This window comes from Citrobacter sp. Cpo091, from assembly GCF_030332645.1.
GTDB classification, from domain to species: domain Bacteria; phylum Pseudomonadota; class Gammaproteobacteria; order Enterobacterales; family Enterobacteriaceae; genus Citrobacter; species Citrobacter portucalensis.
The window spans coordinates 1-24,252 of sequence record NZ_JAOWHL010000041.1 but is presented as its reverse complement, the minus strand read 5'-3'; the positions used below and the strand labels follow the sequence as shown (position 1 = coordinate 24,252).

General features: G+C 53.1%; 25 protein-coding genes and 1 pseudogene. 18 read left to right on the top strand and 8 right to left on the bottom strand.

From position 1 onward, the window contains the following. Positions 1-21: 21 nt before the first annotated feature. Complete coding sequence (gene pabA, locus OGY04_RS22025; protein ID WP_048236932.1) at positions 22-585, top strand: aminodeoxychorismate synthase component 2; 564 nt, start codon at positions 22-24, stop codon at positions 583-585. Positions 586-670: 85 nt separating this feature from the next. Continuing rightward, the gene (gene argD, locus OGY04_RS22020) at positions 671-1,888 is read left to right on the top strand and encodes a bifunctional acetylornithine/succinyldiaminopimelate transaminase (protein ID WP_198802911.1); all 1,218 of its coding nucleotides are present in this window, start codon (positions 671-673) and stop codon (positions 1,886-1,888) included. Positions 1,889-1,978: 90 nt separating this feature from the next. On the opposite strand, the gene OGY04_RS22015 is transcribed toward argD, so the two are convergent. Further along, positions 1,979-4,066: a YccS/YhfK family putative transporter gene (locus tag OGY04_RS22015; protein WP_071446669.1), complete on the bottom strand. Its 2,088-nt coding sequence runs from the start codon at positions 4,064-4,066 to the stop codon at positions 1,979-1,981. 51 nt (positions 4,067-4,117) lie between these two features. Further along, on the bottom strand, positions 4,118-4,750 hold the full coding sequence (gene crp / locus OGY04_RS22010) for a cAMP-activated global transcriptional regulator CRP (RefSeq protein ID WP_000242758.1): 633 nt from the start codon (positions 4,748-4,750) through the stop codon (positions 4,118-4,120). A 308-nt stretch (positions 4,751-5,058) separates the two neighbouring features. Between crp and OGY04_RS22005 the strand changes: the two genes are divergently transcribed. Beyond that, complete coding sequence (locus OGY04_RS22005) at positions 5,059-5,466, top strand: OsmC family protein (RefSeq protein ID WP_003827750.1); 408 nt, start codon at positions 5,059-5,061, stop codon at positions 5,464-5,466. 81 nt (positions 5,467-5,547) lie between these two features. Here OGY04_RS22005 and OGY04_RS22000 read toward each other — a convergent pair whose 3' ends face one another. The 4 genes and pseudogenes from OGY04_RS22000 to OGY04_RS21985 all read right to left on the bottom strand — a co-directional run bounded on the left by OGY04_RS22000 (position 5,548) and on the right by OGY04_RS21985 (position 8,508). Continuing rightward, the gene (locus OGY04_RS22000) at positions 5,548-6,417 is read right to left on the bottom strand and encodes a phosphoribulokinase (RefSeq protein ID WP_008786301.1); all 870 of its coding nucleotides are present in this window, start codon (positions 6,415-6,417) and stop codon (positions 5,548-5,550) included. A gap of 52 nt (positions 6,418-6,469) precedes the next feature. Next, complete coding sequence (locus OGY04_RS21995; RefSeq protein WP_003023615.1) at positions 6,470-6,688, bottom strand: YheU family protein; 219 nt, start codon at positions 6,686-6,688, stop codon at positions 6,470-6,472. Then, positions 6,685-7,753, bottom strand: a pseudogene (locus tag OGY04_RS21990) (hydrolase). The gene OGY04_RS21995 and the pseudogene OGY04_RS21990 overlap by 4 nt, the downstream one beginning before the upstream one ends. A gap of 35 nt (positions 7,754-7,788) precedes the next feature. Then, a complete protein-coding gene (locus tag OGY04_RS21985) occupies positions 7,789-8,508 on the bottom strand; it encodes an NUDIX domain-containing protein (protein ID WP_008786298.1) in 720 nt (239 codons plus the stop codon). A 191-nt stretch (positions 8,509-8,699) separates the two neighbouring features. On the opposite strand from OGY04_RS21985, the gene prs reads away from it, so the two are divergent. Together prs and OGY04_RS21975 are read left to right on the top strand one after the other, a co-directional pair. Next, positions 8,700-9,560, top strand: a complete 861-nt coding sequence (prs, locus tag OGY04_RS21980) for a ribose-phosphate diphosphokinase (RefSeq protein WP_286586026.1) — start codon at positions 8,700-8,702, stop codon at positions 9,558-9,560. 14 nt (positions 9,561-9,574) lie between these two features. Next, positions 9,575-11,065: a nicotinate phosphoribosyltransferase gene (locus OGY04_RS21975; RefSeq protein WP_286586025.1), complete on the top strand. Its 1,491-nt coding sequence runs from the start codon at positions 9,575-9,577 to the stop codon at positions 11,063-11,065. 52 nt (positions 11,066-11,117) lie between these two features. Here OGY04_RS21975 and OGY04_RS21970 read toward each other — a convergent pair whose 3' ends face one another. Beyond that, positions 11,118-13,019, bottom strand: coding sequence for an ABC transporter ATP-binding protein (locus tag OGY04_RS21970; protein ID WP_003827754.1), 1,902 nt, complete (start codon positions 13,017-13,019; stop codon positions 11,118-11,120). 132 nt (positions 13,020-13,151) lie between these two features. On the opposite strand from OGY04_RS21970, the gene kefG reads away from it, so the two are divergent. From kefG to slyD, 4 genes are all read left to right on the top strand, one after another. Beyond that, on the top strand, positions 13,152-13,703 hold the full coding sequence (kefG, locus tag OGY04_RS21965) for a glutathione-regulated potassium-efflux system ancillary protein KefG (RefSeq protein WP_003023629.1): 552 nt from the start codon (positions 13,152-13,154) through the stop codon (positions 13,701-13,703). Then, entirely contained in the window at positions 13,703-15,508 is a 1,806-nt protein-coding gene (gene kefB / locus OGY04_RS21960; protein ID WP_003827759.1) for a glutathione-regulated potassium-efflux system protein KefB, read from the top strand. The genes kefG and kefB overlap by 1 nt, the downstream gene beginning before the upstream one ends. 9 nt (positions 15,509-15,517) lie before the next feature. Further along, entirely contained in the window at positions 15,518-15,718 is a 201-nt protein-coding gene (locus tag OGY04_RS21955) for a YheV family putative zinc ribbon protein (protein WP_003023632.1), read from the top strand. A 94-nt stretch (positions 15,719-15,812) separates the two neighbouring features. Beyond that, entirely contained in the window at positions 15,813-16,424 is a 612-nt protein-coding gene (gene slyD / locus OGY04_RS21950; RefSeq protein ID WP_008786294.1) for a peptidylprolyl isomerase, read from the top strand. Positions 16,425-16,537: 113 nt separating this feature from the next. On the opposite strand, the gene OGY04_RS21945 is transcribed toward slyD, so the two are convergent. Beyond that, positions 16,538-16,756: a protein SlyX gene (locus OGY04_RS21945; protein ID WP_003023639.1), complete on the bottom strand. Its 219-nt coding sequence runs from the start codon at positions 16,754-16,756 to the stop codon at positions 16,538-16,540. Between the two features lie 232 nt (positions 16,757-16,988). Between OGY04_RS21945 and fkpA the strand changes: the two genes are divergently transcribed. The 9 genes from fkpA to tuf form a co-directional block, all read left to right on the top strand. Further along, positions 16,989-17,807 carry an FKBP-type peptidyl-prolyl cis-trans isomerase gene (gene fkpA / locus OGY04_RS21940; RefSeq protein WP_003827768.1) on the top strand — a complete coding sequence of 273 codons (819 nt, stop codon included), beginning with the start codon at positions 16,989-16,991 and terminating at the stop codon, positions 17,805-17,807. A 167-nt stretch (positions 17,808-17,974) separates the two neighbouring features. Beyond that, positions 17,975-18,697: a helix-turn-helix transcriptional regulator gene (locus tag OGY04_RS21935; protein WP_003023643.1), complete on the top strand. Its 723-nt coding sequence runs from the start codon at positions 17,975-17,977 to the stop codon at positions 18,695-18,697. Continuing rightward, positions 18,697-19,083 carry a sulfurtransferase complex subunit TusD gene (tusD, locus tag OGY04_RS21930; RefSeq protein ID WP_008786293.1) on the top strand — a complete coding sequence of 129 codons (387 nt, stop codon included), beginning with the start codon at positions 18,697-18,699 and terminating at the stop codon, positions 19,081-19,083. The genes OGY04_RS21935 and tusD overlap by 1 nt, the downstream gene beginning before the upstream one ends. Then, complete coding sequence (tusC, locus tag OGY04_RS21925) at positions 19,083-19,442, top strand: sulfurtransferase complex subunit TusC (RefSeq protein WP_003827771.1); 360 nt, start codon at positions 19,083-19,085, stop codon at positions 19,440-19,442. The genes tusD and tusC overlap by 1 nt, the downstream gene beginning before the upstream one ends. Positions 19,443-19,449: 7 nt before the next feature. Beyond that, positions 19,450-19,737 (top strand): sulfurtransferase complex subunit TusB, encoded by a 288-nt coding sequence (gene tusB / locus OGY04_RS21920; RefSeq protein WP_008786292.1) that lies wholly within the window; start codon positions 19,450-19,452, stop codon positions 19,735-19,737. A 125-nt stretch (positions 19,738-19,862) separates the two neighbouring features. Beyond that, positions 19,863-20,237 (top strand): 30S ribosomal protein S12, encoded by a 375-nt coding sequence (gene rpsL, locus OGY04_RS21915; RefSeq protein ID WP_003023654.1) that lies wholly within the window; start codon positions 19,863-19,865, stop codon positions 20,235-20,237. A 95-nt stretch (positions 20,238-20,332) separates the two neighbouring features. After that, a complete protein-coding gene (gene rpsG / locus OGY04_RS21910; protein WP_003023657.1) occupies positions 20,333-20,803 on the top strand; it encodes a 30S ribosomal protein S7 in 471 nt (156 codons plus the stop codon). A gap of 96 nt (positions 20,804-20,899) precedes the next feature. Then, positions 20,900-23,014, top strand: coding sequence for an elongation factor G (gene fusA / locus OGY04_RS21905; RefSeq protein WP_003023659.1), 2,115 nt, complete (start codon positions 20,900-20,902; stop codon positions 23,012-23,014). Positions 23,015-23,083: 69 nt separating this feature from the next. After that, a partial coding sequence (gene tuf, locus OGY04_RS21900) for an elongation factor Tu (protein ID WP_049014834.1) occupies positions 23,084-24,252 on the top strand: 1,169 nt, incomplete at its 3' end.

The window sequence follows — 24,252 nt, the reverse complement described above, 5'->3', positions numbered from 1 at the left end:
TTCTTATGTACCGGAGCCGCCATGATCCTGCTTATTGATAACTATGATTCTTTTACCTGGAACCTGTACCAATACTTCTGCGAACTGGGTGCTGATGTCCTTGTCCGGCGCAACGACGAGCTGACGCTGGCGCAAATCGACGCGCTGAACCCGCAAAAAATCGTGATTTCCCCTGGACCATGCACGCCGGATGACGCCGGTATCTCACTGGACGTTATTCGTCATTTCGCCGGTAAGCTTCCCTTGTTGGGTGTTTGTCTTGGCCACCAGGCGATGGCGCAGGCCTTTGGCGCGAGCGTGGTTCGGGCGGCTAAAGTGATGCACGGTAAAACCTCGCCGATTACCCATACCGGGCAGGGTGTTTTTCAGGGACTCGCTAACCCATTAACGGTGACGCGCTACCACTCTCTGGTGGTTGCCCCTGAGACGCTTCCCGAGTGCTTTGAGGTGACGGCCTGGAGTGAAACGCAGGAGATTATGGGCATTCGTCACCGCGAGTGGGATATGGAAGGCGTACAGTTTCACCCGGAGAGTATTCTCAGCGAACAGGGGCATCAGCTGCTGGCTAATTTTCTCAATCGCTGATTTGTAGTTGCTATTCAGTGATTTTTTATTCATATTTTGTGATTATAATTTCACTGGCGTTTCTGCTTAACAGGGTGGTAATGACATGGCAACTGAACAAACTGCAATTACGCGCGCGACATTCGATGAAGTGATTCTGCCGATTTATGCACCGGCTGAGTTTATCCCGGTAAAAGGAAAAGGGAGTCGAGTGTGGGATCAACAGGGCAAAGAGTATGTTGATTTCGCGGGCGGCATTGCAGTGACCGCGTTAGGGCATTGCCATCCGGCATTGGTTGAGGCGTTAAAAACCCAGGGTGAAACCCTGTGGCATACCAGCAACGTTTTTACCAACGAACCGGCGTTGCGCTTAGGCCGTAAAATCATTGATGCGACCTTTGCCGAGCGCGTGCTGTTCATGAACTCCGGTACTGAAGCCAACGAAACCGCCTTTAAGCTGGCGCGCCACTATGCCTGCGTGCGTCATAGCCCGTTCAAAACCAAAATCATTGCCTTCCATAATGCGTTTCACGGCCGTTCGCTGTTTACCGTATCCGTTGGTGGGCAGCCGAAATACTCCGACGGCTTTGGGCCAAAACCGGCGGATATCATCCATGTCCCGTTTAACGATCTGCATGCGGTCAAAGCGGTGATGGACGATCACACCTGCGCGGTGGTGGTTGAGCCTATTCAGGGAGAGGGCGGCGTCACTGCGGCAACGCCGGAATTCCTGCAAGGTTTGCGTGAACTTTGTGACCAGCACCAGGCGCTGTTGGTATTTGATGAAGTGCAGAGCGGGATGGGGCGTACCGGCGATTTGTTTGCCTATATGCACTACGGCGTGACGCCGGATATCCTCACCAGCGCGAAGGCGCTCGGTGGCGGCTTCCCGGTAAGTGCGGTGTTGACCACTCAGGAGATTGCCTCCGCGTTCCACGTGGGTTCGCACGGCTCCACCTACGGCGGTAACCCGCTGGCCTGCGCGGTAGCGGGGGCAGCGTTTGATATCATCAACACGCCGGACGTGCTGGGAGGCATTCAGACCCGGCGTCAGGCGTTTGTCCAGCATTTGCACAAGATTGATCAACAGTTCGACATTTTCAGCGATATTCGCGGGATGGGGCTGCTGATTGGCGCCGAGCTGAAGCCGCAGTTTAAAGGCAGGGCTCGCGATTTCCTCTATGCCGCCGCGCACGAAGGGGTGATGGTGCTGAATGCCGGGCCGGACGTAATGCGTTTCGCGCCGTCGCTGGTAGTAGAGCAGGCGGATATCGATGAAGGGATGCAGCGCTTCGCGCAGGCGGTAGCGAAGGTGGTGGGCTGATTGCCGGATAGCGGCGCGAGCGCCTTATCCGGCCTACAGGGTAAGGTGTGATTCGTTGGCCGGATAAGCGTAGCGCATCCGGCAAATCTCTTAACCCTTCATGTCCCGTAGTCGGCGGCTCAGCCAGATCCCGTGGTGCGGTCGCTGACGCCATGCTACCGACGAAATGGTATGCATGGTGTTCAGATGCCCAAGAACCCGCTGCAGATGCTGCTCAAGGGTGCTTAACGGACCATGGGACAGCATCTCTGGCGCTTCGAGAATATTCACATCTCCCGAGCTTCCCGGCCCATCATATTCCAGCCGCTGCTGACAACGCTGGAGTGCAATTTCACAGGACTCCAGATACCGCTGCGCCAAATCCGGCGTCAGCATCGTATGTTCCCTTGCCAGCGTGGTCATCGCGTTGATGTGTTCAACGATGAACTGGCTGTGCGTGACCCACAGTTTCATGTCTGCAAGGTAGTGCGAGTTAAATCCCGGCTCCTGCATTGCCTGGTTCAGCGAGTTGAACAGCGTGTTTTGCGTCTGGTTGACGCGCATGCGTTGATACGCCAGCGGCGTGGCCTGTGGATCGTTGCTGAGGATCAGACGAATGGCCTCCTGGTCGGCTTCTAACGCATCGTGGGCGTTTTTACGCAGCAGACCGCTCTGCCACTGTGGCCACAGCCAGAGCGTGCCGCCAAAGGCGATTAAGCAGCCAATGACCGTATCGACAAACCGCGGCACGATAAACTCTTCCCCGTTCAGCGTCAGCAGTTGCAGGGTGTATACCGCCGTTACCGTAAAACCGACGGTAGCCCAGCCGTAGTTTTTACGGATGATCAGATAGCTCACCAGGGTGATCAGCAGCATGGCCGCCAGCGTGAAACCTTCGGGAATATGAAAGTGCAACGTGACGCCGGCAATAACCAGTCCAACGAGCGTACCTACGGAACGGTGTAAGATGCGCACCCGGGTCGCCCCGTAGCCATTTTGCGTAACAAACAGGACTGTCATCAAAATCCAGTAAGGCTTTGGCAGGTGTAAGGCGCTGCCCATCAGGCTGGCGATACTCAACATAACGCTGATGCGTCCGGCATTGCGCAGCGCTGGGGATTTCAACGACAGGTAGTTTTTCAGGGCAGGGATCAGCGGCAACCGACGCTGCTTGTCAGCCATTAAGTCACGGGCATACAGCGGGCGCTGGGTCCGTAGCACGCGGGCAATACGGCTGAAGTGCCAGTAGCAAAATTGCCCCACCGGATTGTCCGGATGCTGCCTGGCGATTTTCTCCAGCGTGCCAATCTGCTTATCCATCGAGAAACGGGTCGGCAAGCGGTGATACAAAATATCATCGGCCAGTACCCGAAGGCGTTCGGCGACGGTTCGCGCGTTCCAGCGAATTACCTGCTCCGCGTGGCTACGCTCAACCAGTTTTTGCACTTCTTCTGGCTGGTGGAGGCTAACGGAAATATGCTCCTGTAAATCCAGCGCCTCCTGAAAGGCACGCAGCAGGCGTTTGTATTCGTTGTTGTGATGTGCCGACAGCATATGCATTTGCTGATAGCACTGGGTGATCAGATCCACCGCCTTTTGTTGGCGAACCAGCAGGGGAGGCAGCGCTTTTTCTGGGTCGGCATGCTGGGTCAGCATGCTGTACTTGGCTTCACAGTAATCGGCTAATTCACGGTACAGCAAGCTGAGCGATTCGCGGAGCGGTTGCTCGCGCCACATCCAGAACCAGAACCAGTTGAACAGGCCGTACCATAACGTGCCCAGCGCGTAGATCAGCAGCGGCTCCCAGACGGGCATATTCCCGGCCAGGCTGAGCGTGAAAATCGCCGCGATAAGCGAGGCTGGCAGTAATCGCGCATGCAAGGGGCTTAGCTCGGCGGTTACGCCAAGAATCAGCGTCAGGCCGGTGAGGATCAATGGTAGCGGTATAGTTTGCGCAAGCAGTAGCTGCATGATCAAGCTGCACCCGGCAAACAGCGATGCACCAATGACTAAGCGTTTGAAAAAGCGCTTGTGCGGGGTATCAAGACCGGCAATGTTGCAGCAGGCAGGGACGAGGGAAAAGAGAAGTCCCAAATGAAGCTGACCGATGATCAGACCAACAGCCACAGGTAAACATAGCACCAGCGTTTGTCGTAGTGCGTAGTTGATCTCTGGGTGGTATATCAGTCTTCGCCACATCGGAGTAAACAAAAGTGGCGCATTACTGGGTAACGCGCCACTTCGATGGGGTTAACGCGTGCCGTAGACGACGATGGTCTTACCGTGTGCGGAGATCAGGTTCTGATCTTCCAGCATCTTCAGAATACGACCGACGGTCTCACGGGAGCAGCCAACGATCTGGCCGATTTCCTGACGGGTGATTTTAATCTGCATGCCGTCCGGGTGGGTCATCGCATCAGGCTGTTTCGCCAGATTCAGCAGAGTCTGCGCGATACGACCGGTTACGTCGAGGAAGGCAAGGTTGCCCACTTTTTCAGACGTGACCTGCAGACGACGAGCCATCTGAGAAGACAGGCGCATCAGAATATCCGGGTTGACCTGGATTAATTGGCGAAATTTTTTGTAGGAAATTTCAGCGACTTCACATGCGGTTTTGGCACGTACCCAGGCGCTACGTTCCTGACCTTCTTCGAAGAGGCCTAATTCACCAATAAAATCGCCCTGATTCAGATAAGAAAGGATCATTTCTTTCCCTTCTTCATCTTTGATCAGCACTGCCACGGAGCCTTTAACGATGTAATACAACGTTTCCGCTTTTTCACCCTGGTGAATCAGCGTGCTCTTCGATGGGTACTTATGAATATGGCAATGAGACAAGAACCATTCGAGAGTCGGGTCTGTTTGCGGTTTGCCAAGCACCATGCGCGGTTATCCTCTGTTATAAGCTGTCTCCAGAGCCAGAAAACGACGCTGCCTCTGGGTTTGCAAAAATATGCTTCCCGCTACCTGGGAAAGGGGCTGTCAAAAATATACTGCAGCCTGTAATGTGATGTCCTCTGCATACATGCAGTACGTCAATGTATTACTGTAGCATCCCGTCTGTTTTAGCATAGCTTTCGCCGTGTGTCTCCTGGTGTCTCGCTTCAGCATGACGCAGGTCGCCTTCCGTTGCGAGAATTGTTATGTGCGCGTAATCTGTCAGGAAAATTGAAACATTGGAGTTACGAAATATGCAAGCGCGTGTAAAGTGGGTTGAGGGGTTAACCTTCCTCGGTGAGTCCGCCTCTGGCCACCAAATTTTGATGGACGGTAACTCCGGTGATAAAGCGCCGAGCCCGATGGAAATGGTATTAATGGCTGCTGGCGGTTGTAGCGCAATTGATGTGGTATCGATCCTGCAAAAGGGTCGTCAGGATGTGACCAACTGCGAAGTGAAGCTGACTTCAGAGCGTCGTGATGAAGCGCCGCGCCTGTTTACCCACATCAACCTGCATTTCATCGTAACGGGTAACGATCTGAAAGATGCGTCTGTCTCCCGCGCCGTCGATCTTTCAGCGGAAAAATACTGCTCCGTGGCGTTGATGCTGGAAAAGGCGGTGAATATTACCCATTCCTATGAAGTGGTTGCTGCTGCCTGATGGCGATACACTTATCAGGCCTACAGGATATAAACGCGTAGGCCGGATAAGGCATCAACCGCCATCCGGCAAAAGACCACATCACTCGATCTTCTTACCTTCCATCAGTCGCTGTACCAGCGGCAGCATAATCAATTCCATCGCCAGACCCATCTTGCCGCCAGGTACGACTAACGTATTGATATGGGAAATGAATGAGCCCTGCAGCATGGCCAGTAACCAGGGATAATCGATCCCTTCCAGGTTACGAAAATGAATCACGACAAAGCTTTCATCCAGTGATGGAATGCTCTTAGCGGCAAAGGGGTTGGAGGTATCGACGGTCGGTACGCGCTGGAAGTTAATATGCGTCCGGGAAAACTGCGGTGTGATGTAATTGATGTAATCGTCCATTGAACGTACCACCGAGTCCATCACCGCTTCACGCGAATGTCCACGCTCGCTGGTATCGCGGGTCAGCTTCTGGATCCATTCCAGGTTTACGATCGGCACCACGCCAACCAGCAGATCGACATGCCGGGCCACGTTTTGCTGTGGGGTGACGACACCGCCGTGCAGCCCTTCGTAGAACAGTACATCCGTCGGTTCAGGCAGCGGCTGCCAGGGCGTGAATGTCCCCGGAACCTGGTTCCACGGTACGGCCTCATCGTAAGTGTGCAGATATTTTCGCGACTGGCCTTTGCCCGTCTGACCGTATTCGATGAAGGTTTGTTCCAGCAAGCCGAAGTCATTAGCTTCGGGGCCAAAATAGCTGATATGCCGCCCGGCATCGCGCGCTTTGCGAATCGCCATGTCCATTTCCGGACGGGTATAGCGATGAAAACTGTCACCTTCCACCTCGGCGGCGCGCAGATTTAACTGCGCGAAAATTTTACGAAACGCGAGGCTGGTGGTGGTGGTCCCCGCGCCGCTGGATCCTGTTACCGCAATCACCGGATGTTTGGCAGACATAACAACTCCATGAAATGGTTGTAATTATAGTAAAGTCGCCGGCGGCTACGGATTACTCGTGAATCTGCTTCCTCGGCATAATGTTGACCGTTTCATGCAGTTCAGACCACACCAGCACGGCTTCACCTGATTGTAGTTGGCGTTTGACGTCGGCGACTTTTTGTTCGAGCGAGCGTTCATGTTCACCATAATCGGTGCCTTCGCGCAAGACAAAGCTTTCAATCAAATTGTCCAGCGCGTCCGGGGAGATATCTTGCCAGGGGATAATCATGATGACGTCTCCAGATACGTTGTCAGCCAGTCCGGGATTCTTGACTCCAGCCACATCTCAGGACGGCGCACCGTGCCACCTATAAATCCGACGTGGCCGCCGTGTTCAGTAAGCTGGTACTCCACCTGTGAGGGCAGATTTTCCGGTTTCGGGATCACATGATGATCCATAAACGGATCGTCTTTCGCATGGATAATCAGCGTTGGTTTGGCGATCCGATTGAGCAACGGCATGGCGCTGCACTGGCGGTAATAGTCTATAGCATCGGCGAAACCGTGAATTTTGGCGGTGATTAGATCGTCAAAATCGCGAATGCGGCGCAAAGATTTCAACTGGGCCAGACTCACCGGCAGCGAACCTGGATAAGCTTCAAGCTTCCGTGAGGCATTGGCTTTCAACAGATTGAGCAGGTAGCGCTGGTAGACCCGGGAGAAGCCCTTGTCCATATGGTAGCTACAGGCTTCCAGCACGAAAGGTGCAGAAACGATAACCGCCGCATCTATCGGAATATCGTTGCCTTCTTTTGCCAGCAGGCAAGCCAGCATGTTTCCACCGAGTGAATAACCTACCGCCGCGGTCGGTACGCGACCGAACTCACGCTCCAGCCAGTGTAAAAACCAGGTGCCATCTTCTGTTTCACCGGAGTGATAAATACGGTTCAGACGATTGGGTTCGCCGCTGCAACCGCGAAAATGCATTACCACACCCAGCCAGCCGCGCTTTTGTGCTGCTTCAATCAGGCCATGTGCGTAGGGGCTGTTCAGACTGCCTTCCAGACCGTGAAAAACCACCAGGCGCGGTTTGTGTTTCGCCTGTTGCGGATCTTCGCTCCACGCCAGATCGACGAAATCACCGTCAGGCAATTCCAGACGCTGCCAGTGGGCGTCGAACTTCACCTTGCGGCGAATTAAACGCGGCAGCATCGTCTGCAGATGGCGGTTACTGATACCGCGCATCGGGCGGAATTCTCGCGAATCGTCGGTAGGTGGGGTCATTTCTGTGGACGTGATTTCAACCATAACACCGGAGCAATTAATAATCGGAAAGAATAACTATACCGCGCACAGCGCGTGCGGGTTAGCCAATATGTGATTTTGTCGCTAGTCAGTCAGCAGGTTACGCGAGAAAAGATGAAAATCGACGTTGGGTTTACGTCGCCACAGGCGGGCTTTACGCGTCCCTGTCGCCACGCTTTCTCCGGTATCTTCAAACATTCCTGACGCTTCAAAGCGACGAATCAGACTTTTACGCTGGATCGACTGGCCGAGGATCACCTCAGTGGCTTCGAGCAGTTGCCCATGGGTAAATGTTTCCGGCAAGCAGTATACGGGCAGGAGCGAGTACATTGTTTTTTGCCGTAAGCGGTGTAGCGCCGCGGTAATGATTTTCTCGTGATCAAACGCGAGTGAATAGTTTTTCAGTTCATCAACCGGCACCCAACGGGCATTACTGACGCTGGCGATATGGGGCGCGCAGTCTACCCAGGCGATTAGTGCAAACCAGGTGACCGTCAGGCTCCAGCCGCGCGGGTCACGATCAGGGCCGGAAAAGGTATCCAGTTGTTCCAGCCACGAAGGCGAAACGCCTGTTTTTTCGGTGAGTTTGCGCAGCGCGGTGGCGCGGGTTGAATCATCGTTTTCGATATCAATAAAGCCGCCGGGTAATCCCCAACGCCCTTTTTGCGGCTGGTTTGCCCGCTCGACCAGTAATACGCACAGCGCCTGCTGATGCAGGGTAAATAACACGCTATCTACCGTCACCAGAGGTGAAGGGAAGCGGCTGGCATCGTACTGATTCAGGTAGTCGGCTTCGGTGGTCATAAGGTACTCACGATGATTTGTAACGCTGACAAGTGTACCAGCCCGACACCGGGGGGCAAGGTTCGTTTTTTCTCATTGCTTATCAGTGGATTAGCTCACGGCTTAAAAATAATTCATTTTATGCTTGCTTAATATGTGTCACAGGGACATTATTAATTGTGTCGAAGGGACATAATTAAGGGGTGAGCGCGATGAACATAAAATTGACACTAACTTTGGACGACCAGACCTATGCCGTTGCCAGCGGTGTTTTTCCTGATGGTGCTGTCTGGTTAAAAGTCACCGATGCGTTGCCAACCTTTGCTCGCCTGATGCGCATCCGTGCCACGGCTATGCGTGATATGAACGATTTTATGCTGCTGGCGCAACTGGTTGAGGCGGTACGTCATCAGACCGATGTACTGGTCAGCCATCTCGACCTTCCCTGGCTGCCGTGGGCGCGTCAGGACAGACATATGGTATCGGGTGACAGCTTTGCGCTGAAAGTCTTCGCCAGTCAGCTCAATACGTTGAAATTTGACAAGGTCAACGTGCTCGACCCGCACAGCGATGCGGCGGCTGCTGCAATCGACAACTTCGTGGCGATCCCCCAGGAGGTCTGCCTGATGCAAAGCGCGTCATTATCGCGGCTGTTTCAACAAAACGCGCTGATGCTGGTTGCTCCCGATGCGGGATCGCTGAAGAAGATTGATGCTGTAGCCAGAGTAGCCGGTGTGGAGCAGTACGCCATCCTGAGTAAAAAACGTGATGTGGCAAGCGGCAGCCTGACGGGATTTGCGTTATTGGCTGGAGACGTCAGGGGGAGGGATCTGCTGATTGTTGACGATCTGTGTGACGCAGGCGGTACGTTTATAGGCTCTGCACAAGTATTACGTGATGCTGGCGCCCGCAGTGTCAGCCTGTATGTCACCCACGGTAACTTTTCTAAGGGCGTTGATCACCTGTTTGCAAACGGTATTGACGCTATCTACACCACCACCTCTTTAGCTGCCCCAGCGTTGGTACATCCGCAGCTTGAGCTTATCGATATTGACGCGATTTACCGCGCCTGAGGGAGAGACTGATTATGAAAATGAACCCGATTCTGGCTATCGACGGCTACAAAGTTTCTCATCGCGTACAGTATCCGCAGGGTACCCATCGCGTGTATTCCAACTTTACCCCGCGCAGCGATCGCTTTTTCTCCTCGCCGTTGGCGGATGGCAAACTGGTATTCTTCGGCCTGCAGGGTTTTATGCAGTGGTTTTTAGTCGACCTGTTTAATGAGGAGTTCTTTGCCCGTCCGGAAGACGAGGTGGTCAGCGAATACAAACAGGTCATGGACAGCTATCTGGGCAAAGATGCGGTGGCGGTGGACCATATTCGTGCACTGCATCAGTTGGGCTATCTGCCGCTGCACATCAAGGCGCTGGATGAAGGCAGCAAAGTCCCGATGGCGGTACCGGTTTTAACTATCATCAACACCCAACCTGAGTTTTTCTGGCTGGTGAATTACCTGGAGACCGTGCTGTCGGCGGAGCTGTGGAAGGCGTCAACAAATGCCACGATAGCTCACCACTACCGCAAAATCTGCGCTCGCTGGGCAGAGCAAACCTGTAGCGACCTGACGCACCTTGACTTCCAGTGCCATGACTTTTCATTTCGCGGTATGTCCGGATTACAGGACACCATGCAGGCGGGCAGTGGGCATTTGTTAAGCTTTAAAGGGACCGACAGTATTCCATCTCTGCTGTACGCCCGCGATTACTACACCGACGGCGAGCCCTATTTTATCGGCGCCAGCATTCCGGCTACCGAACACAGCGTGATGTGTATGGGTGAGCGCGAGCATGAAATTGAAACCTTCCGCCGCCTGATTGCCGATCTCTACCCGCAAGGATTTGTATCGATAGTCTCTGATACCTGGGACTACTGGCAGGTGCTGACGGAATATACCCGCGAACTGAAAAGCATCATTCTGGCGCGTGAAGGTCGGGTGGTATTCCGTCCGGATAGCGGCAACCCGGTGGAGATCCTGTGTGGTACTGGCGAAGATGACGATACAAGCAGCGATCGTTCCGCTCAGGAGAAAGGGTCTGTGGAAGTGCTGTGGGAGATTTTTGGCGGCACGATTAACGCCAAAGGTTACAAGGTGCTCGACCCGCATGTCGGACTGATTTATGGTGACTCCATCACCCTTGAGCGAGCGAATGAGATCCTGCGTCGTCTGGAAGCGAAAGGATTTGCCAGTTCAAACGTCGTGTTTGGCGTTGGTTCTTTTACTTATCAATACAACACACGTGACACCTTTGGTTTTGCGATGAAAGCGACGTGGGGAGAAGTCGACGGCAAAGGCCGGACGATTTTTAAAGAACCGAAAACTGATAATGGTCTGAAACGTTCAGCCCGTGGTCTGCTTCGCGTCACACGTGATGAGCAAGGGGAACTGCGTCTGCATGACGAACAGACCTGGGAGCAAGAGCAGGAAGGGGAGCTGAAAACTCGTTTTCTCAACGGCAAGCTGTTTAACCGCGAGCATTTCGAAGAAATCCGCCAGCGTCTGGCGACACAGGGATAATTCAACAAAAATGCCGGATGAGACGTGTTGGCGTCGGATCCGGCAATGATGACTACTCGGCCAACATCTGCTCAAGCTGTTCCTGAGCCTCCAGCCAGGCCATTTCACACTCTTCCAGCCCGGATTTCGCACTGGCCTGCTGCTGCAAACAGGCGGTAAGTTCGGCTTTGCGACTTTGGTCGTACAGTTCGCTGTCTCCGAGTTTTTCTTCCGCCTGCGCCAGTTGTGCGTGCAGTTTCTCCATCTCTTTTTCCAGACGGGTAATCTCTTTACGCAGCGGCTGCGTCAGGGAGCGCAGTTCCGCTTCGCGGCGCTTCTGGTCTTTACGCGCCTGGGCGCTGTTAACGCTCTCTTTCGCCGGTTCGTCGCCCTGGTTTTCCTGTTTCTGGACATCGCTCAGCCACTGCTGATAATCCTCCAGATCGCCATCAAACGGCTCGACTTTCTTGTCGTGTACCAGATAGAGGTCGTCGGTGGTGGAGCGGATCAGGTGACGGTCGTGCGAGACGACAACCAGCGCGCCTTCAAAATCGATCAGCGCCTCGGTCAGCGCCTGACGCATATCCAAGTCCAGGTGGTTGGTTGGTTCATCGAGCAGCAGCAGGTTAGGGCGCTGCCAGACGATCAACGCCAGTACCAGACGCGCTTTTTCGCCACCGGAGAAGCGGCGTGTCTCTTCGCTGACTTTATCGCCCTGGAAGCCGAATCCACCCAGGTAGTCACGCAGTTTCTGCTCCAGTTCCTGCGGCGCCATGCGTGCCAGATGCTGAATGGGTGATTCATCGGCGCGTAAAAACTCCAGCTGGTGCTGCGCGAAGTAGCCCAGTTTGATGCCTTTCGCCAGGCCAATCTCACCGCTGATTGGGGCCAGTTCGCCGGCCAGCAGCTTAATCAGTGTCGATTTACCCGCGCCGTTGCGACCGAGCAGGCCGATGCGGGAACCCGGCACCAGATTCAGTTTGATCGAATCGAGAATGACGCGATCTCCGTAGCCAGCGCTAACCTTTTCCATCTTCAGCAGCGGGTTTGGCAGGCTTTCCGGCTCACGGAAGCTGAAGTGGAACGGGTTGTCCACGTGCGCTGGGGCAATCAGCTCCATACGTTCCAGCATTTTGATACGGCTCTGTGCCTGCTTCGCTTTCGTTGCTTTAGCGCGGAAACGATCGATATAGCTTTGCAGATGCGCCACGCGCTCCTGCTGGCTTTCGTACATTGCCTGTTGCTGTGCGAGGCGGGTCGCACGCTGGATTTCAAACGCGCTGTAGTTGCCGGTGTACTCGAACATGGTTTGCTGTTCGATATGAATAATTTTATCCACCACCGGATCGAGGAAGTCGCGATCGTGGGAGATCAAAATCAGCGTGCCCTGATAGCTTTTCAGCCATCTTTCCAGCCAGATCACCGCGTCGAGATCGAGGTGGTTGGTGGGTTCATCGAGCAGCAGTAGGTCTGAACGGCAAATCAGCGCCTGGGCCAGGTTGAGACGCATACGCCAGCCACCGGAGAAGTCGCTGACCGGGCGCTCAAGCTGTTCGTTGGAGAAGCCGAGGCCATGCAGCAGGCTGGCGGCGCGTGAGCGCACGGTCCAGGCGTCGATGGCATCCAGCTTGCCATGGACGGTGGCAATGGCATGTCCATCGTTACGTTCGTTGGCGTCGTTCAACTGCGCTTCCAGTTGACGATACTCGCGGTCGCCGTCAATGACGTATTCCAGCGCGGGCTGTGGCAACGCAGGCGTTTCCTGATTCACCCACGCGAGCTGCCAGTTTCCCGGATAGGTAAATCCTCCAGCGTCGGCGCTGAGTTCATTTTTCAGCAATGCCAGCAGGGTAGATTTACCGCAGCCATTTTTACCCACCAGGCCAACCTTCTGCCCTGGATTAATGGTGGCCGTGGCATTGTCCAGCAAGACGCGCACGCCGCGACGAATTTGTAACGATGAGAAAACAATCATAAGGCGCCGTATGTTCAGACTATGTTAATTTATCATTATGATAATGTAATGTGCGGGCCGTTTGCCGCACCGAGGCGCAATGGTAGCCCAAAACGTCGAAAATAGACAAAAGACAAAACCGGGAGGGGGATGATGTTCCAGCCAGCGAAAGTCTTGCTGCTGTATGCCCATCCGGAATCTCAGGACTCGGTCGCGAACCGTGTTCTGCTTAAACCGGCCATGCAGCTCAGCAATGTTACCGTGCACGACCTTTACGCGCACTATCCTGATTTTTTTATCGATATTCCGCATGAACAGGCGCTGCTGCGTGAGCATGATGTGATTGTTTTTCAGCACCCACTCTATACCTATAGCTGTCCGGCGCTGTTAAAGGAATGGCTTGACCGCGTACTGAGCCGCGGATTTGCCAGCGGTCCCGGAGGGAATCAACTGGCGGGAAAGTACTGGCGTAGCGTTATCACTACCGGAGAACCGGAAAGTGCCTACCGCTATGACGCGCTAAACCGTTATCCAATGAGCGATGTGCTGCGCCCTTTCGAGCTAACGGCCGGTATGTGCCGTATGCACTGGATGAGCCCTATTATCGTTTACTGGGCCAGACGGCAAACGAAGCAGGAGCTGGACAGCCATGCGAAAGCGTATGGTGACTGGCTGGCGAATCCGATCCCTGTGGGAGGCCGCTAATGGAAGGTTCTGATTTATTGACAGCGGGAGTGTTGTTCCTCTTCGCGGCGGTGGCTGCAGTTCCCCTGGCCTCAAAGCTGGGTATCGGTCCGGTGCTGGGTTACTTGCTGGCGGGTATTGCTATCGGCCCGTGGGGATTAGGATTTATCAGCGATGTGGATGAAATCCTGCATTTTTCCGAGCTGGGCGTAGTCTTTCTGATGTTCATCATTGGGCTGGAACTTAATCCCGCCAAACTGTGGCAACTGCGGCGTTCAATTTTTGGCGTCGGTGCCGCGCAGGTGATGCTGAGCGCGGTAGTGCTGGCCGGATTATTGATGCTCACTGCGTTCTCCTGGCAGGCGGCAGTGGTTGGCGGCATTGGTCTGGCGATGTCATCGACCGCTATGGCGCTACAGTTGATGCGCGAAAAAGGCATGAACCGCAGTGAATCCGGACAACTGGGTTTTTCGGTGCTGCTGTTTCAGGATCTGGCGGTGATCCCCGCGCTGGCACTGGTTCCGCTGCTGGCGGGTTCTGCTGACGAACATTTTGACTGGATCAAAGTGGGGATGAAGGTGCTGGCCTTTGCCGGCATGCTGATTGGCGGTCGCTATTTGCTGCGTCCGGTTTTCCGCTTTATTGCGGATTCTGGCGTGCGGGAAGTGTTCACCGCTGCCACGCTGCTGTTGGTGCTGGGTTCTGCTTTATTTATGGATGCGCTGGGGCTGTCAATGGCGCTGGGAACGTTTATCGCGGGCGTGCTGCTGGCGGAAAGCGAATACCGACATGAGCTGGAAACGGCAATCGATCCGTTTAAAGGCCTGTTGCTCGGGCTGTTTTTTATCTCCGTTGGCATGTCGCTCAACCTCGGCGTGCTCTACACCCATATTCTGTGGGTGGCAGCGAGCGTGATCGTGCTGGTGGTCGTAAAAATGCTGGTGTTGTATGTGCTGGCGCGTCTTAACGGCATGAGAAGCTCTGAACGGATGCAATTTGCCGGGGTTTTAAGTCAGGGTGGTGAATTCGCTTTCGTGCTGTTTTCAACGGCATCCTCGCAACGGCTGTTTCAGGGCGACCAAATGGCGTTGTTGCTGGTGACCGTCACGCTGTCGATGATGACCACGCCGCTGGTGATGAAGCTGATCGACAAATGGCTCTCCCGCCAGTTTAACGGCACGGATGAGGAAGATGAAAAACCCTGGGTGGAAGATGATAAACCGCAGGTGATTGTGGTGGGGTTTGGGCGTTTTGGTCAGGTTATTGGTCGCCTGTTGATGGCCAATAAAATGCGCATTACCGTTTTGGAGCGGGATATCAGCGCGGTGAATCTGATGCGTAAATATGGCTATAAGGTTTATTACGGTGATGCCACGCAGGTGGAACTGTTGCGCTCCGCAGGGGCAGAGGCGGCGCAATCTATTGTTATTACCTGTAATGAGCCTGAAGACACCATGAAACTGGTGGAACTGTGCCAACAGTATTTTCCGCATTTGCATATTCTTGCGCGAGCGCGCGGACGTGTAGAGGCGCATGAGTTATTACAGGCTGGTGTGACGCAGTTTTCCCGCGAAACGTTCTCCAGTGCGCTGGAGTTGGGGCGTAAAACGCTGGTTACACTGGGAATGCATCCGCACCAGGCTCAGCGCGCTCAGCTGCATTTTCGGCGGCTGGATATGCGCATGCTGCGGGAACTGATCCCCATGCATACAGATACGGTACAAATCTCTCGAGCCAGGGAAGCCCGGCGTGAGCTGGAGGAAATTTTCCAACGAGAGATGCAGCAAGAGCGACGTCAGCTGGATGGCTGGGATGAATTTGAGTAGAGGATAACCATGGCAATTCGTAAACGTTTTATCGCAGGTGCAAAATGTCCGTCCTGCCAGTCGCAGGATACGCTGGCGATGTGGCGCGAAAATAATATCGATATTGTTGAGTGTGTTAAGTGCGGTCATCAGATGCGGGAAGCAGATAAAGAGGCGCGCGAGCACGTTCGCAAAGAAGAGCAAGTGATCGGGATTTTTCATCCGGACTAGCGATATGGCGCAGCTTTTTTTAAGCTAGAGGGTACACGGGTGCAGAATTCCGCTACAATCTGCGCCACTATTCTTTCCATGCTCAGGAGATATCATGAAAGTAGCAAAGGACCTGGTGGTCAGCCTGGCCTATCAGGTACGTACAGAAGACGGTGTGTTGGTTGATGAGTCTCCGGTGAGTGCACCGCTGGACTACCTGCATGGTCACGGTTCCCTGATTTCTGGCCTGGAAACAGCGCTGGACGGTCATGAAGTTGGCGACAAATTCGATGTTGCTGTTGGCGCAAACGACGCATACGGTCAGTACGACGAAAACCTGGTGCAGCGCGTTCCTAAAGACGTCTTCATGGGCGTTGACGAACTGCAGGTTGGCATGCGTTTCCTGGCTGAAACTGACCAGGGTCCAGTACCGGTAGAAATTACCGAAGTGGAAGACGACCACGTTGTGGTTGACGGTAACCACATGCTGGCTGGCCAGAATCTGAAATTCAACGTAGAAGTTGTTGCTATCCGCGAAGCGACCGAAGAAGAACTGGCTCACGGCCACGTTCACGGTGCGCACGGTCACGACCACGATCATGACCACGGTCATGACGGTTGCTGCGGTGGCCACGGCCACGGTCACGACCATGGTCACGAGCACGGCGGCGAAGGCTGCTGCGGCGGTGGCGGTAAAGGTAACGGCGGCGGCTGCGGTTGCCACTGATCGGTATGATTGCCTGATGGCGCTACGCTTATCAGGCCTACCGTAGGCCGGATAAGACGTTTACGTCGTCATCCGGCACAAAAAAGCGGGGATATCCCCGCTTTTTTTACGTCTCAATAATGTGGCGGCGGGGTCTCTTCAGACTGCGATGCAATGTGGGACGGCTGCGTTGCTTTGAGCTTTTCCGTCAGCAGACGCAGATGGTCGCGCAGTTTGGCCATTTCCAGTTCATGCGCGGTCACCGTCACGTTGAGCTCTTCAATGGTGATCTCCTGAAATGCCAGGCGACTTTCCAGTTCAGCCAGGCGAGTTTCCATTGTTGTATCCTGCATGATTCACCTCTTTCTTTTTTCTCCGGCAGATCGCGGACTGCGGCGAATTCTACTTAACTTTGCCTGTTTGCACAGCACTCAATCTTCGGTAACGAAACTAATTTAAACAAAAAGAGTCTGAAAAGTGGTGATAATAGGGCGTGCCTGTATGTTGATTTGTTCTGCAACGCTTTATAGTACATTTTTATGTTAGCTAACCCTGGGGTGAGATGCCCCGGCCCTGGAGATATGGATGAAATCACTGTTTAAAGTAACGCTGCTGGCGACCACAATGGCTGTTGCTCTGCATGCCCCGATCACCTTCGCTGCTGATGCTGCGAAACCAGCCGCTACTGCTGACAGCAAAGCAGCATTCAAGAATGACGACCAAAAAGCCGCTTACGCGCTGGGCGCGTCCCTGGGTCGTTATATGGAAAACTCTCTGAAAGAGCAGGAAAAACTGGGCATCAAACTGGATAAAGATCAGCTGATCGCTGGTGTTCAGGATGCGTTTGCAGACAAGAGCAAACTGTCTGACCAGGAAATCGAACAAACTCTGCAGGCGTTTGAAGCGCGCGTGAAGAGCTCCGCTCAGGCGAAAATGGAAAAAGACGCGGCTGACAACGAAGCCAAAGGTAAAGTTTACCGCGAGAAATTTGCTAAAGAGAAAGGCGTTAAAACCTCTTCTACTGGCCTGGTCTACAAAGTAGAGAAAGAAGGTACTGGCGCTGCACCGAAAGACAGCGATACCGTGGTAGTTAACTACAAAGGTACGCTGATCGATGGTAAAGAGTTTGATAACTCCTACACCCGTGGTGAGCCGCTGTCTTTCCGTCTTGACGGTGTCATCCCTGGCTGGACTGAAGGCCTGAAGAACATCAAGAAAGGCGGCAAAATCCAGCTGGTTATCCCACCGGATCTGGCTTACGGCAAAACGGGCGTCCCGGGTATTCCGGCCAACTCTACGCTGGTCTTTGATGTTGAACTGTTAGACATCAAACCGGCACCGAAAGCTGACGCGCAGCCAGATGCTGCACCGGCAGATAAAGCTGCCGACAGCAGCAAAAAATAAGCTAACAGAAACCGCCGCCCACAGGGCGGCGGTTTTTTATTATCGACAGGATATAATTAATACTGGAAAGCGCCTTGTGCGCTGTATTACTTTAGATGCCCCTATAATAGTGATGAGCCTGCCCTGACAACATAACGACAGGCTCCTGAAAAGGAGTGCTTTTTTTCATGTCCAGGTCGCTTTTAACCAACGAAACCAGTGAGCTAGATTTGCTGGATCAACGTCCTTTCGATCAAACCGACTTCGATATCCTCAAATCCTACGAAGCGGTAGTGGACGGGTTGGCGATGCTCATTGGTTCCCATTGTGAAATCGTATTGCACTCTTTGCAGGATTTGAAATGCTCGGCCATCCGCATTGCTAACGGTGAACACACGGGCCGTAAAATTGGCTCACCGATTACCGACCTTGCGTTGCGTATGCTGCATGATATGACGGGTGCGGATAGCAGCGTGTCGAAGTGTTACTTCACACGTGCGAAAAGCGGTGTCTTGATGAAGTCGGTGACGATTGCCATTCGCAACCGTGAGCATCGCGTGATTGGTCTGCTGTGCATCAACATGAACCTTGATGTTCCTTTCTCGCAGATAATGAATACCTTTATCCCACCGGAAACCCCGGAAGTGGGCTCTGCCGTCAACTTCGCTTCTTCGGTGGAAGATCTGGTTACCCAGACGCTGGAATTCACGATCGAAGAAGTGAATGCCGATCGCAATGTTTCCAACAACGCGAAGAACCGCCAGATCGTCCTGAATTTATATGAGAAAGGCATCTTCGATATTAAAGATGCCATCAATCAGGTCGCCGATCGGCTGAACATCTCCAAACATACGGTCTACCTCTATATTCGTCAGTTCAAAAGCGGCGATTTCCAGGGGCAAGACAAGTAATGCGTTTTGCCATCATGGTGACAGGGCCTGCTTATGGCACGCAGCAGGCGAGCAGCGCGTTGCAATTTGCTCATGCGCTTCTCGAAGAAGGGCATGAGTTATGCAGCGTCTTTTTCTATCGAGAAGGTGTATATAACGCCAACTTACTGACTTCACCCGCCAGTGATGAATATGATCTGGTGCGGGCCTGGCAACAGCTGAACCAACAGCATGGTGTAACGCTGAATATCTGCGTGGCGGCGGCGTTGCGTCGCGGCGTTGTTGATGAAACTGAGGCAAAGCGTCTGGGACTGGCAGGGGCTAATTTACAATCAGGTTTTAACCTCAGCGGGCTTGGATCGCTGGCTGAGGCATCCCTGACCTGCGATCGCGTGGTGCAGTTTTGATGAAACGTGTTGCTTTTGTTTTTTCTACCGTGCCGCACGGCAGCGCATCTGGCCGTGAAGGGTTAGATGCATTGCTGGCGACATCTGCATTAACGGAAGACCTCGGCGTGTTTTTTATCGGCGATGGCGTCTTTCAAATCCTCCAGGGACAACAACCGGATGCCGTGCTGGCGCGAGACTATATCGCAACCTTCAAGCTGTTAGGGTTGTACGATATCGATCAATGTTGGCTGTGCGCCGCTTCATTACGCGAGCGGGGCCTTCAGCAGGGGGTTAATTTTGTGGTCGATGCGACAGCGCTTGAACCGGAAGATTTACGCCGTGAGTTAGGCAACTTTGACGTCATTTTAAGGTTTTGAGACTCTCATGCTGCACACACTACATCGCTCCGCGTGGCTTACCGATTTCTCCTCTCTTCTTCGCCTGGTAGATAAAGACGATGAGCTTTTATTGCTCCAGGATGGTGTGACGGCGGCAATCGAAGGCAGCCGTTTCCTTGAAAGTCTGCAAAATGCCTCCATTAAGGTCTATGTACTGGAAGAAGACATTAAGGCTCGCGGTTTGAGTGGTCAAATTTCAGACAGTGTCGTCAGGGTTAGCTATACTGACTTCGTCAGACTTACGGTGAAGCATCCCAGCCAGATGTCCTGGTAATTGTGGGATCGTTGTATATTTCTTGACACCTTTTCGACACCGACCTAAAATTCTGCGTCCTCATATTGTATGAGGTCGTTTTATTACGTGTTTACGAAGCAAAAGCTAAAACCAGGAGCTATTTAATGGCAACAGTTAACCAGCTGGTACGCAAACCACGTGCACGCAAAGTTGCAAAAAGCAACGTGCCTGCGCTGGAAGCATGCCCGCAGAAACGTGGCGTATGTACTCGTGTATATACTACCACTCCTAAAAAACCGAACTCCGCACTGCGTAAAGTTTGCCGTGTTCGTCTGACTAACGGTTTTGAAGTGACTTCCTACATCGGTGGTGAAGGTCACAACCTGCAGGAGCACTCCGTGATCCTGATCCGTGGCGGTCGTGTAAAAGACCTCCCGGGTGTTCGTTACCACACCGTTCGTGGTGCGCTTGACTGCTCCGGCGTTAAAGACCGTAAGCAATCACGCTCCAAGTATGGCGTGAAACGTCCTAAGGCTTAATGGTTCTCCGTTAAGTAAGGCCAAACGTTTTATATTAATGTCAAACTAAACTCTTAGAGTTTTGGACAATCCTGAATTAACAACGGAGTATTTCCATGCCACGTCGTCGCGTCATTGGTCAGCGTAAAATTCTGCCGGATCCGAAGTTCGGATCAGAACTGCTGGCTAAATTTGTAAATATCCTGATGGTAGATGGTAAAAAATCTACTGCCGAAACTATCGTATACAGCGCGCTGGAGACCCTGGCTCAGCGTTCTGGTAAAAACGAACTGGAAGCTTTCGAAGTAGCTCTCGAAAACGTGCGCCCGACTGTCGAAGTTAAGTCTCGCCGCGTTGGTGGTTCTACTTATCAGGTACCAGTTGAAGTCCGTCCGGTCCGTCGTAATGCTCTGGCAATGCGTTGGATCGTTGAAGCTGCTCGTAAACGCGGTGATAAATCCATGGCTCTGCGCCTGGCGAACGAACTTTCTGATGCTGCAGAAAACAAAGGTACTGCAGTTAAGAAACGTGAAGACGTTCACCGTATGGCAGAAGCCAACAAGGCGTTCGCACACTACCGTTGGTAATCCCTTCGGAGTTTTAGTCACCAGGCGGGCGCTTCTAGTAAGCAGCCCGCTTTGGGCTACTTAAATTGAACGCCTAAAAGATAAACGAGGAATCAAATGGCTCGTACAACACCCATCGCGCGCTACCGTAACATCGGTATCAGTGCGCACATCGACGCCGGTAAAACCACTACTACCGAACGTATTCTGTTCTACACCGGTGTAAACCATAAAATCGGTGAAGTTCATGACGGCGCAGCCACCATGGACTGGATGGAGCAGGAGCAGGAACGTGGTATTACTATCACCTCCGCAGCGACTACTGCATTCTGGTCTGGTATGGCTAAGCAGTATGAACCGCATCGCGTAAACATCATCGACACCCCGGGGCACGTTGACTTCACTATCGAAGTAGAACGTTCCATGCGTGTGCTTGATGGTGCAGTAATGGTTTACTGCGCAGTTGGTGGTGTTCAGCCTCAGTCTGAAACCGTATGGCGTCAGGCAAACAAATATAAAGTTCCGCGCATTGCGTTCGTTAACAAAATGGACCGTATGGGTGCGAACTTCCTGAAAGTTGTTGGCCAGATCAAAACCCGTCTGGGCGCGAACCCTGTTCCGCTGCAGCTGGCAATTGGCGCTGAAGAAGCGTTCACCGGTGTTGTTGACCTGGTGAAAATGAAAGCCATCAACTGGAACGAAGAAGATGCAGGCGTAACCTTCACTTATGAAGATATCCCGGCTGACATGCAGGAACTGGCTGAAGAATGGCACCAGAACCTGATCGAGTCCGCTGCAGAAGCTTCAGAAGAGCTGATGGAGAAATACCTGGGTGGTGAAGAACTGACTGAAGAAGAGATCAAAAAAGCTCTGCGTCAGCGCGTTCTGAACAACGAAATCATCCTGGTAACCTGTGGTTCTGCGTTCAAGAACAAAGGTGTTCAGGCGATGCTGGATGCGGTAATTGATTACCTGCCATCCCCAGTAGACGTACCTGCGATCAACGGTATTCTGGACGACGGTAAAGATACTCCTGCTGAGCGTCATGCTAGCGATGACGAGCCGTTTGCTGCTCTGGCATTCAAAATCGCTACTGACCCGTTCGTGGGTAACCTGACCTTCTTCCGCGTGTACTCTGGTGTGGTTAACTCCGGTGACACCATCCTGAACTCCGTGAAAACTGCACGTGAACGTTTCGGCCGTATCGTACAGATGCACGCTAACAAACGTGAAGAGATCAAAGAAGTTCGCGCGGGCGATATCGCTGCTGCAATCGGTCTGAAAGATGTGACCACTGGTGACACTCTGTGTGACCCGGATCACCCGATCATTCTGGAACGTATGGAATTCCCTGAGCCGGTAATTTCCATCGCGGTAGAACCGAAAACCAAAGCTGACCAGGAAAAAATGGGTCTGGCTCTGGGCCGTCTGGCTAAAGAAGACCCGTCATTCCGCGTATGGACTGACGAAGAATCTAACCAGACCATTATCGCTGGTATGGGTGAGCTGCACCTCGACATCATCGTTGACCGTATGAAGCGTGAATTCAACGTTGAAGCGAACGTCGGTAAACCTCAGGTTGCTTACCGCGAAGCGATTCGCGCGAAAGTTACCGATATCGAAGGTAAACACGCTAAGCAGTCTGGTGGTCGCGGTCAGTACGGTCATGTTGTTATCGACATGTACCCGCTGGAGCCGGGTTCAAACCCGAAAGGCTACGAGTTCATCAACGACATCAAAGGTGGTGTAATTCCTGGCGAATACATCCCGGCCGTTGATAAAGGCATCCAGGAACAGCTGAAATCTGGCCCGCTGGCTGGTTACCCGGTTGTTGATCTGGGCGTGCGTCTGCACTTCGGTTCTTACCATGACGTTGACTCCTCTGAGCTGGCGTTTAAACTGGCCGCTTCTATCGCCTTCAAAGATGGCTTTAAGAAAGCGAAACCAGTTCTGCTTGAGCCTATCATGAAGGTTGAAGTAGAGACTCCGGAAGAGAACACCGGTGACGTAATCGGTGACTTGAGCCGCCGTCGTGGTATGCTTCGTGGTCAGGAATCCAACGTCACTGGCGTTGTTATCCATGCTGAAGTTCCGCTGTCTGAAATGTTCGGATATGCAACCCAGCTGCGTTCTCTGACCAAAGGCCGTGCTTCTTACTCCATGGAGTTCCTGAAGTACGACGATGCGCCGAACAACGTTGCTCAGGCCGTTATTGAAGCCCGTGGTAAATAATCCACAGGATTAAAACCTAAGTCCCGTGCTCTCTCCATAGGGGAGAGCACTATAGTAAGGAATATAGCCGTGTCTAAAGAAAAATTTGAACGTACAAAACCGCACGTTAACGTCGGCACCATCGGCCACGTTGACCACGGTAAAACTACCCTGACCGCTGCAATCACTACCGTACTGGCTAAAACCTACGGCGGTGCTGCTCGTGCATTCGACCAGATCGATAACGCGCCGGAAGAAAAAGCTCGTGGTATCACCATCAACACTTCTCACGTTGAATATGACACCCCGACTCGCCACTACGCACACGTAGACTGCCCGGGCCACGCCGACTATGTTAAAAACATGATCACCGGTGCTGCGCAGATGGACGGCGCGATCCTGGTTGTTGCTGCGACTGACGGCCCGATGCCGCAGACTCGTGAGCACATCCTGCTGGGTCGTCAGGTAGGCGTTCCGTACATCATCGTGTTCCTGAACAAATGCGACATGGTTGATGACGAAGAGCTGCTGGAACTGGTAGAAATGGAAGTTCGTGAACTTCTGTCTCAGTACGATTTCCCAGGCGACGACACTCCGATCGTTCGTGGTTCTGCTCTGAAAGCGCTGGAAGGCGAAGCAGAGTGGGAAGCGAAAATCATCGAACTGGCTGGCTTCCTGGATTCTTACATCCCAGAACCAGAGCGTGCGATTGACAAGCCGTTCCTGCTGCCTATCGAAGACGTATTCTCCATCTCCGGTCGTGGTACCGTTGTTACCGGTCGTGTAGAACGCGGTATCATCAAAGTTGGTGAAGAAGTTGAAATCGTTGGTATCAAAGAGACTGCTAAGTCTACCTGTACTGGCGTTGAAATGTTCCGCAAACTGCTGGACGAAGGCCGTGCTGGTGAGAACGTTGGTGTTCTGCTGCGTGGTATCAAACGTGAAGAAATCGAACGTGGTCAGGTACTGGCTAAGCCGGGCTCTATCAAGCCGCACACCAAGTTCGAATCTGAAGTGTACATTCTGTCCAAAGACGAAGGCGGCCGTCATACTCCGTTCTTCAAAGGCTACCGTCCGCAGTTCTACTTCCGTACTACTGACGTGACTGGTACCATCGAACTGCCAGAAGGCGTAGAGATGGTAATGCCGGGCGACAACATCAAAATGGTTGTTACCTTGATCCACCCAATCGCGATGGACGACGGTCTGCGTTTCGCAATCCGTGAAGGCGGCCGTACTGTTGGTGCGGGCGTTGTTGC

Bases quoted from the DNA above. Each gene is read 5' to 3' on its own strand.
- OGY04_RS21945 (WP_003023639.1), bottom strand. From the start codon at position 16,756: ATGCAGGATACAACAATGGAAACTCGCCTGGCTGAACTGGAAAGTCGC.
- kefB (WP_003827759.1), top strand. From the start codon at position 13,703: ATGGAAGGTTCTGATTTATTGACAGCGGGAGTGTTGTTCCTCTTCGCG.
- slyD (WP_008786294.1), top strand. From the start codon at position 15,813: ATGAAAGTAGCAAAGGACCTGGTGGTCAGCCTGGCCTATCAGGTACGT.
- OGY04_RS22015 (WP_071446669.1), bottom strand. From the start codon at position 4,066: ATGTGGCGAAGACTGATATACCACCCAGAGATCAACTACGCACTACGA.
- kefG (WP_003023629.1), top strand. From the start codon at position 13,152: ATGTTCCAGCCAGCGAAAGTCTTGCTGCTGTATGCCCATCCGGAATCT.
- tusC (WP_003827771.1), top strand. From the start codon at position 19,083: ATGAAACGTGTTGCTTTTGTTTTTTCTACCGTGCCGCACGGCAGCGCA.
- crp (WP_000242758.1), bottom strand. From the start codon at position 4,750: ATGGTGCTTGGCAAACCGCAAACAGACCCGACTCTCGAATGGTTCTTG.
- tusB (WP_008786292.1), top strand. From the start codon at position 19,450: ATGCTGCACACACTACATCGCTCCGCGTGGCTTACCGATTTCTCCTCT.
- rpsG (WP_003023657.1), top strand. From the start codon at position 20,333: ATGCCACGTCGTCGCGTCATTGGTCAGCGTAAAATTCTGCCGGATCCG.
- pabA (WP_048236932.1), top strand. From the start codon at position 22: ATGATCCTGCTTATTGATAACTATGATTCTTTTACCTGGAACCTGTAC.
- OGY04_RS21955 (WP_003023632.1), top strand. From the start codon at position 15,518: ATGGCAATTCGTAAACGTTTTATCGCAGGTGCAAAATGTCCGTCCTGC.
- prs (WP_286586026.1), top strand. From the start codon at position 8,700: ATGAACATAAAATTGACACTAACTTTGGACGACCAGACCTATGCCGTT.
- tusD (WP_008786293.1), top strand. From the start codon at position 18,697: ATGCGTTTTGCCATCATGGTGACAGGGCCTGCTTATGGCACGCAGCAG.
- rpsL (WP_003023654.1), top strand. From the start codon at position 19,863: ATGGCAACAGTTAACCAGCTGGTACGCAAACCACGTGCACGCAAAGTT.
- OGY04_RS21935 (WP_003023643.1), top strand. From the start codon at position 17,975: ATGTCCAGGTCGCTTTTAACCAACGAAACCAGTGAGCTAGATTTGCTG.
- OGY04_RS21985 (WP_008786298.1), bottom strand. From the start codon at position 8,508: ATGACCACCGAAGCCGACTACCTGAATCAGTACGATGCCAGCCGCTTC.
- OGY04_RS21975 (WP_286586025.1), top strand. From the start codon at position 9,575: ATGAAAATGAACCCGATTCTGGCTATCGACGGCTACAAAGTTTCTCAT.
- OGY04_RS21995 (WP_003023615.1), bottom strand. From the start codon at position 6,688: ATGATTATCCCCTGGCAAGATATCTCCCCGGACGCGCTGGACAATTTG.
- fusA (WP_003023659.1), top strand. From the start codon at position 20,900: ATGGCTCGTACAACACCCATCGCGCGCTACCGTAACATCGGTATCAGT.
- OGY04_RS22000 (WP_008786301.1), bottom strand. From the start codon at position 6,417: ATGTCTGCCAAACATCCGGTGATTGCGGTAACAGGATCCAGCGGCGCG.
- fkpA (WP_003827768.1), top strand. From the start codon at position 16,989: ATGAAATCACTGTTTAAAGTAACGCTGCTGGCGACCACAATGGCTGTT.
- OGY04_RS22005 (WP_003827750.1), top strand. From the start codon at position 5,059: ATGCAAGCGCGTGTAAAGTGGGTTGAGGGGTTAACCTTCCTCGGTGAG.
- OGY04_RS21970 (WP_003827754.1), bottom strand. From the start codon at position 13,019: ATGATTGTTTTCTCATCGTTACAAATTCGTCGCGGCGTGCGCGTCTTG.
- argD (WP_198802911.1), top strand. From the start codon at position 671: ATGGCAACTGAACAAACTGCAATTACGCGCGCGACATTCGATGAAGTG.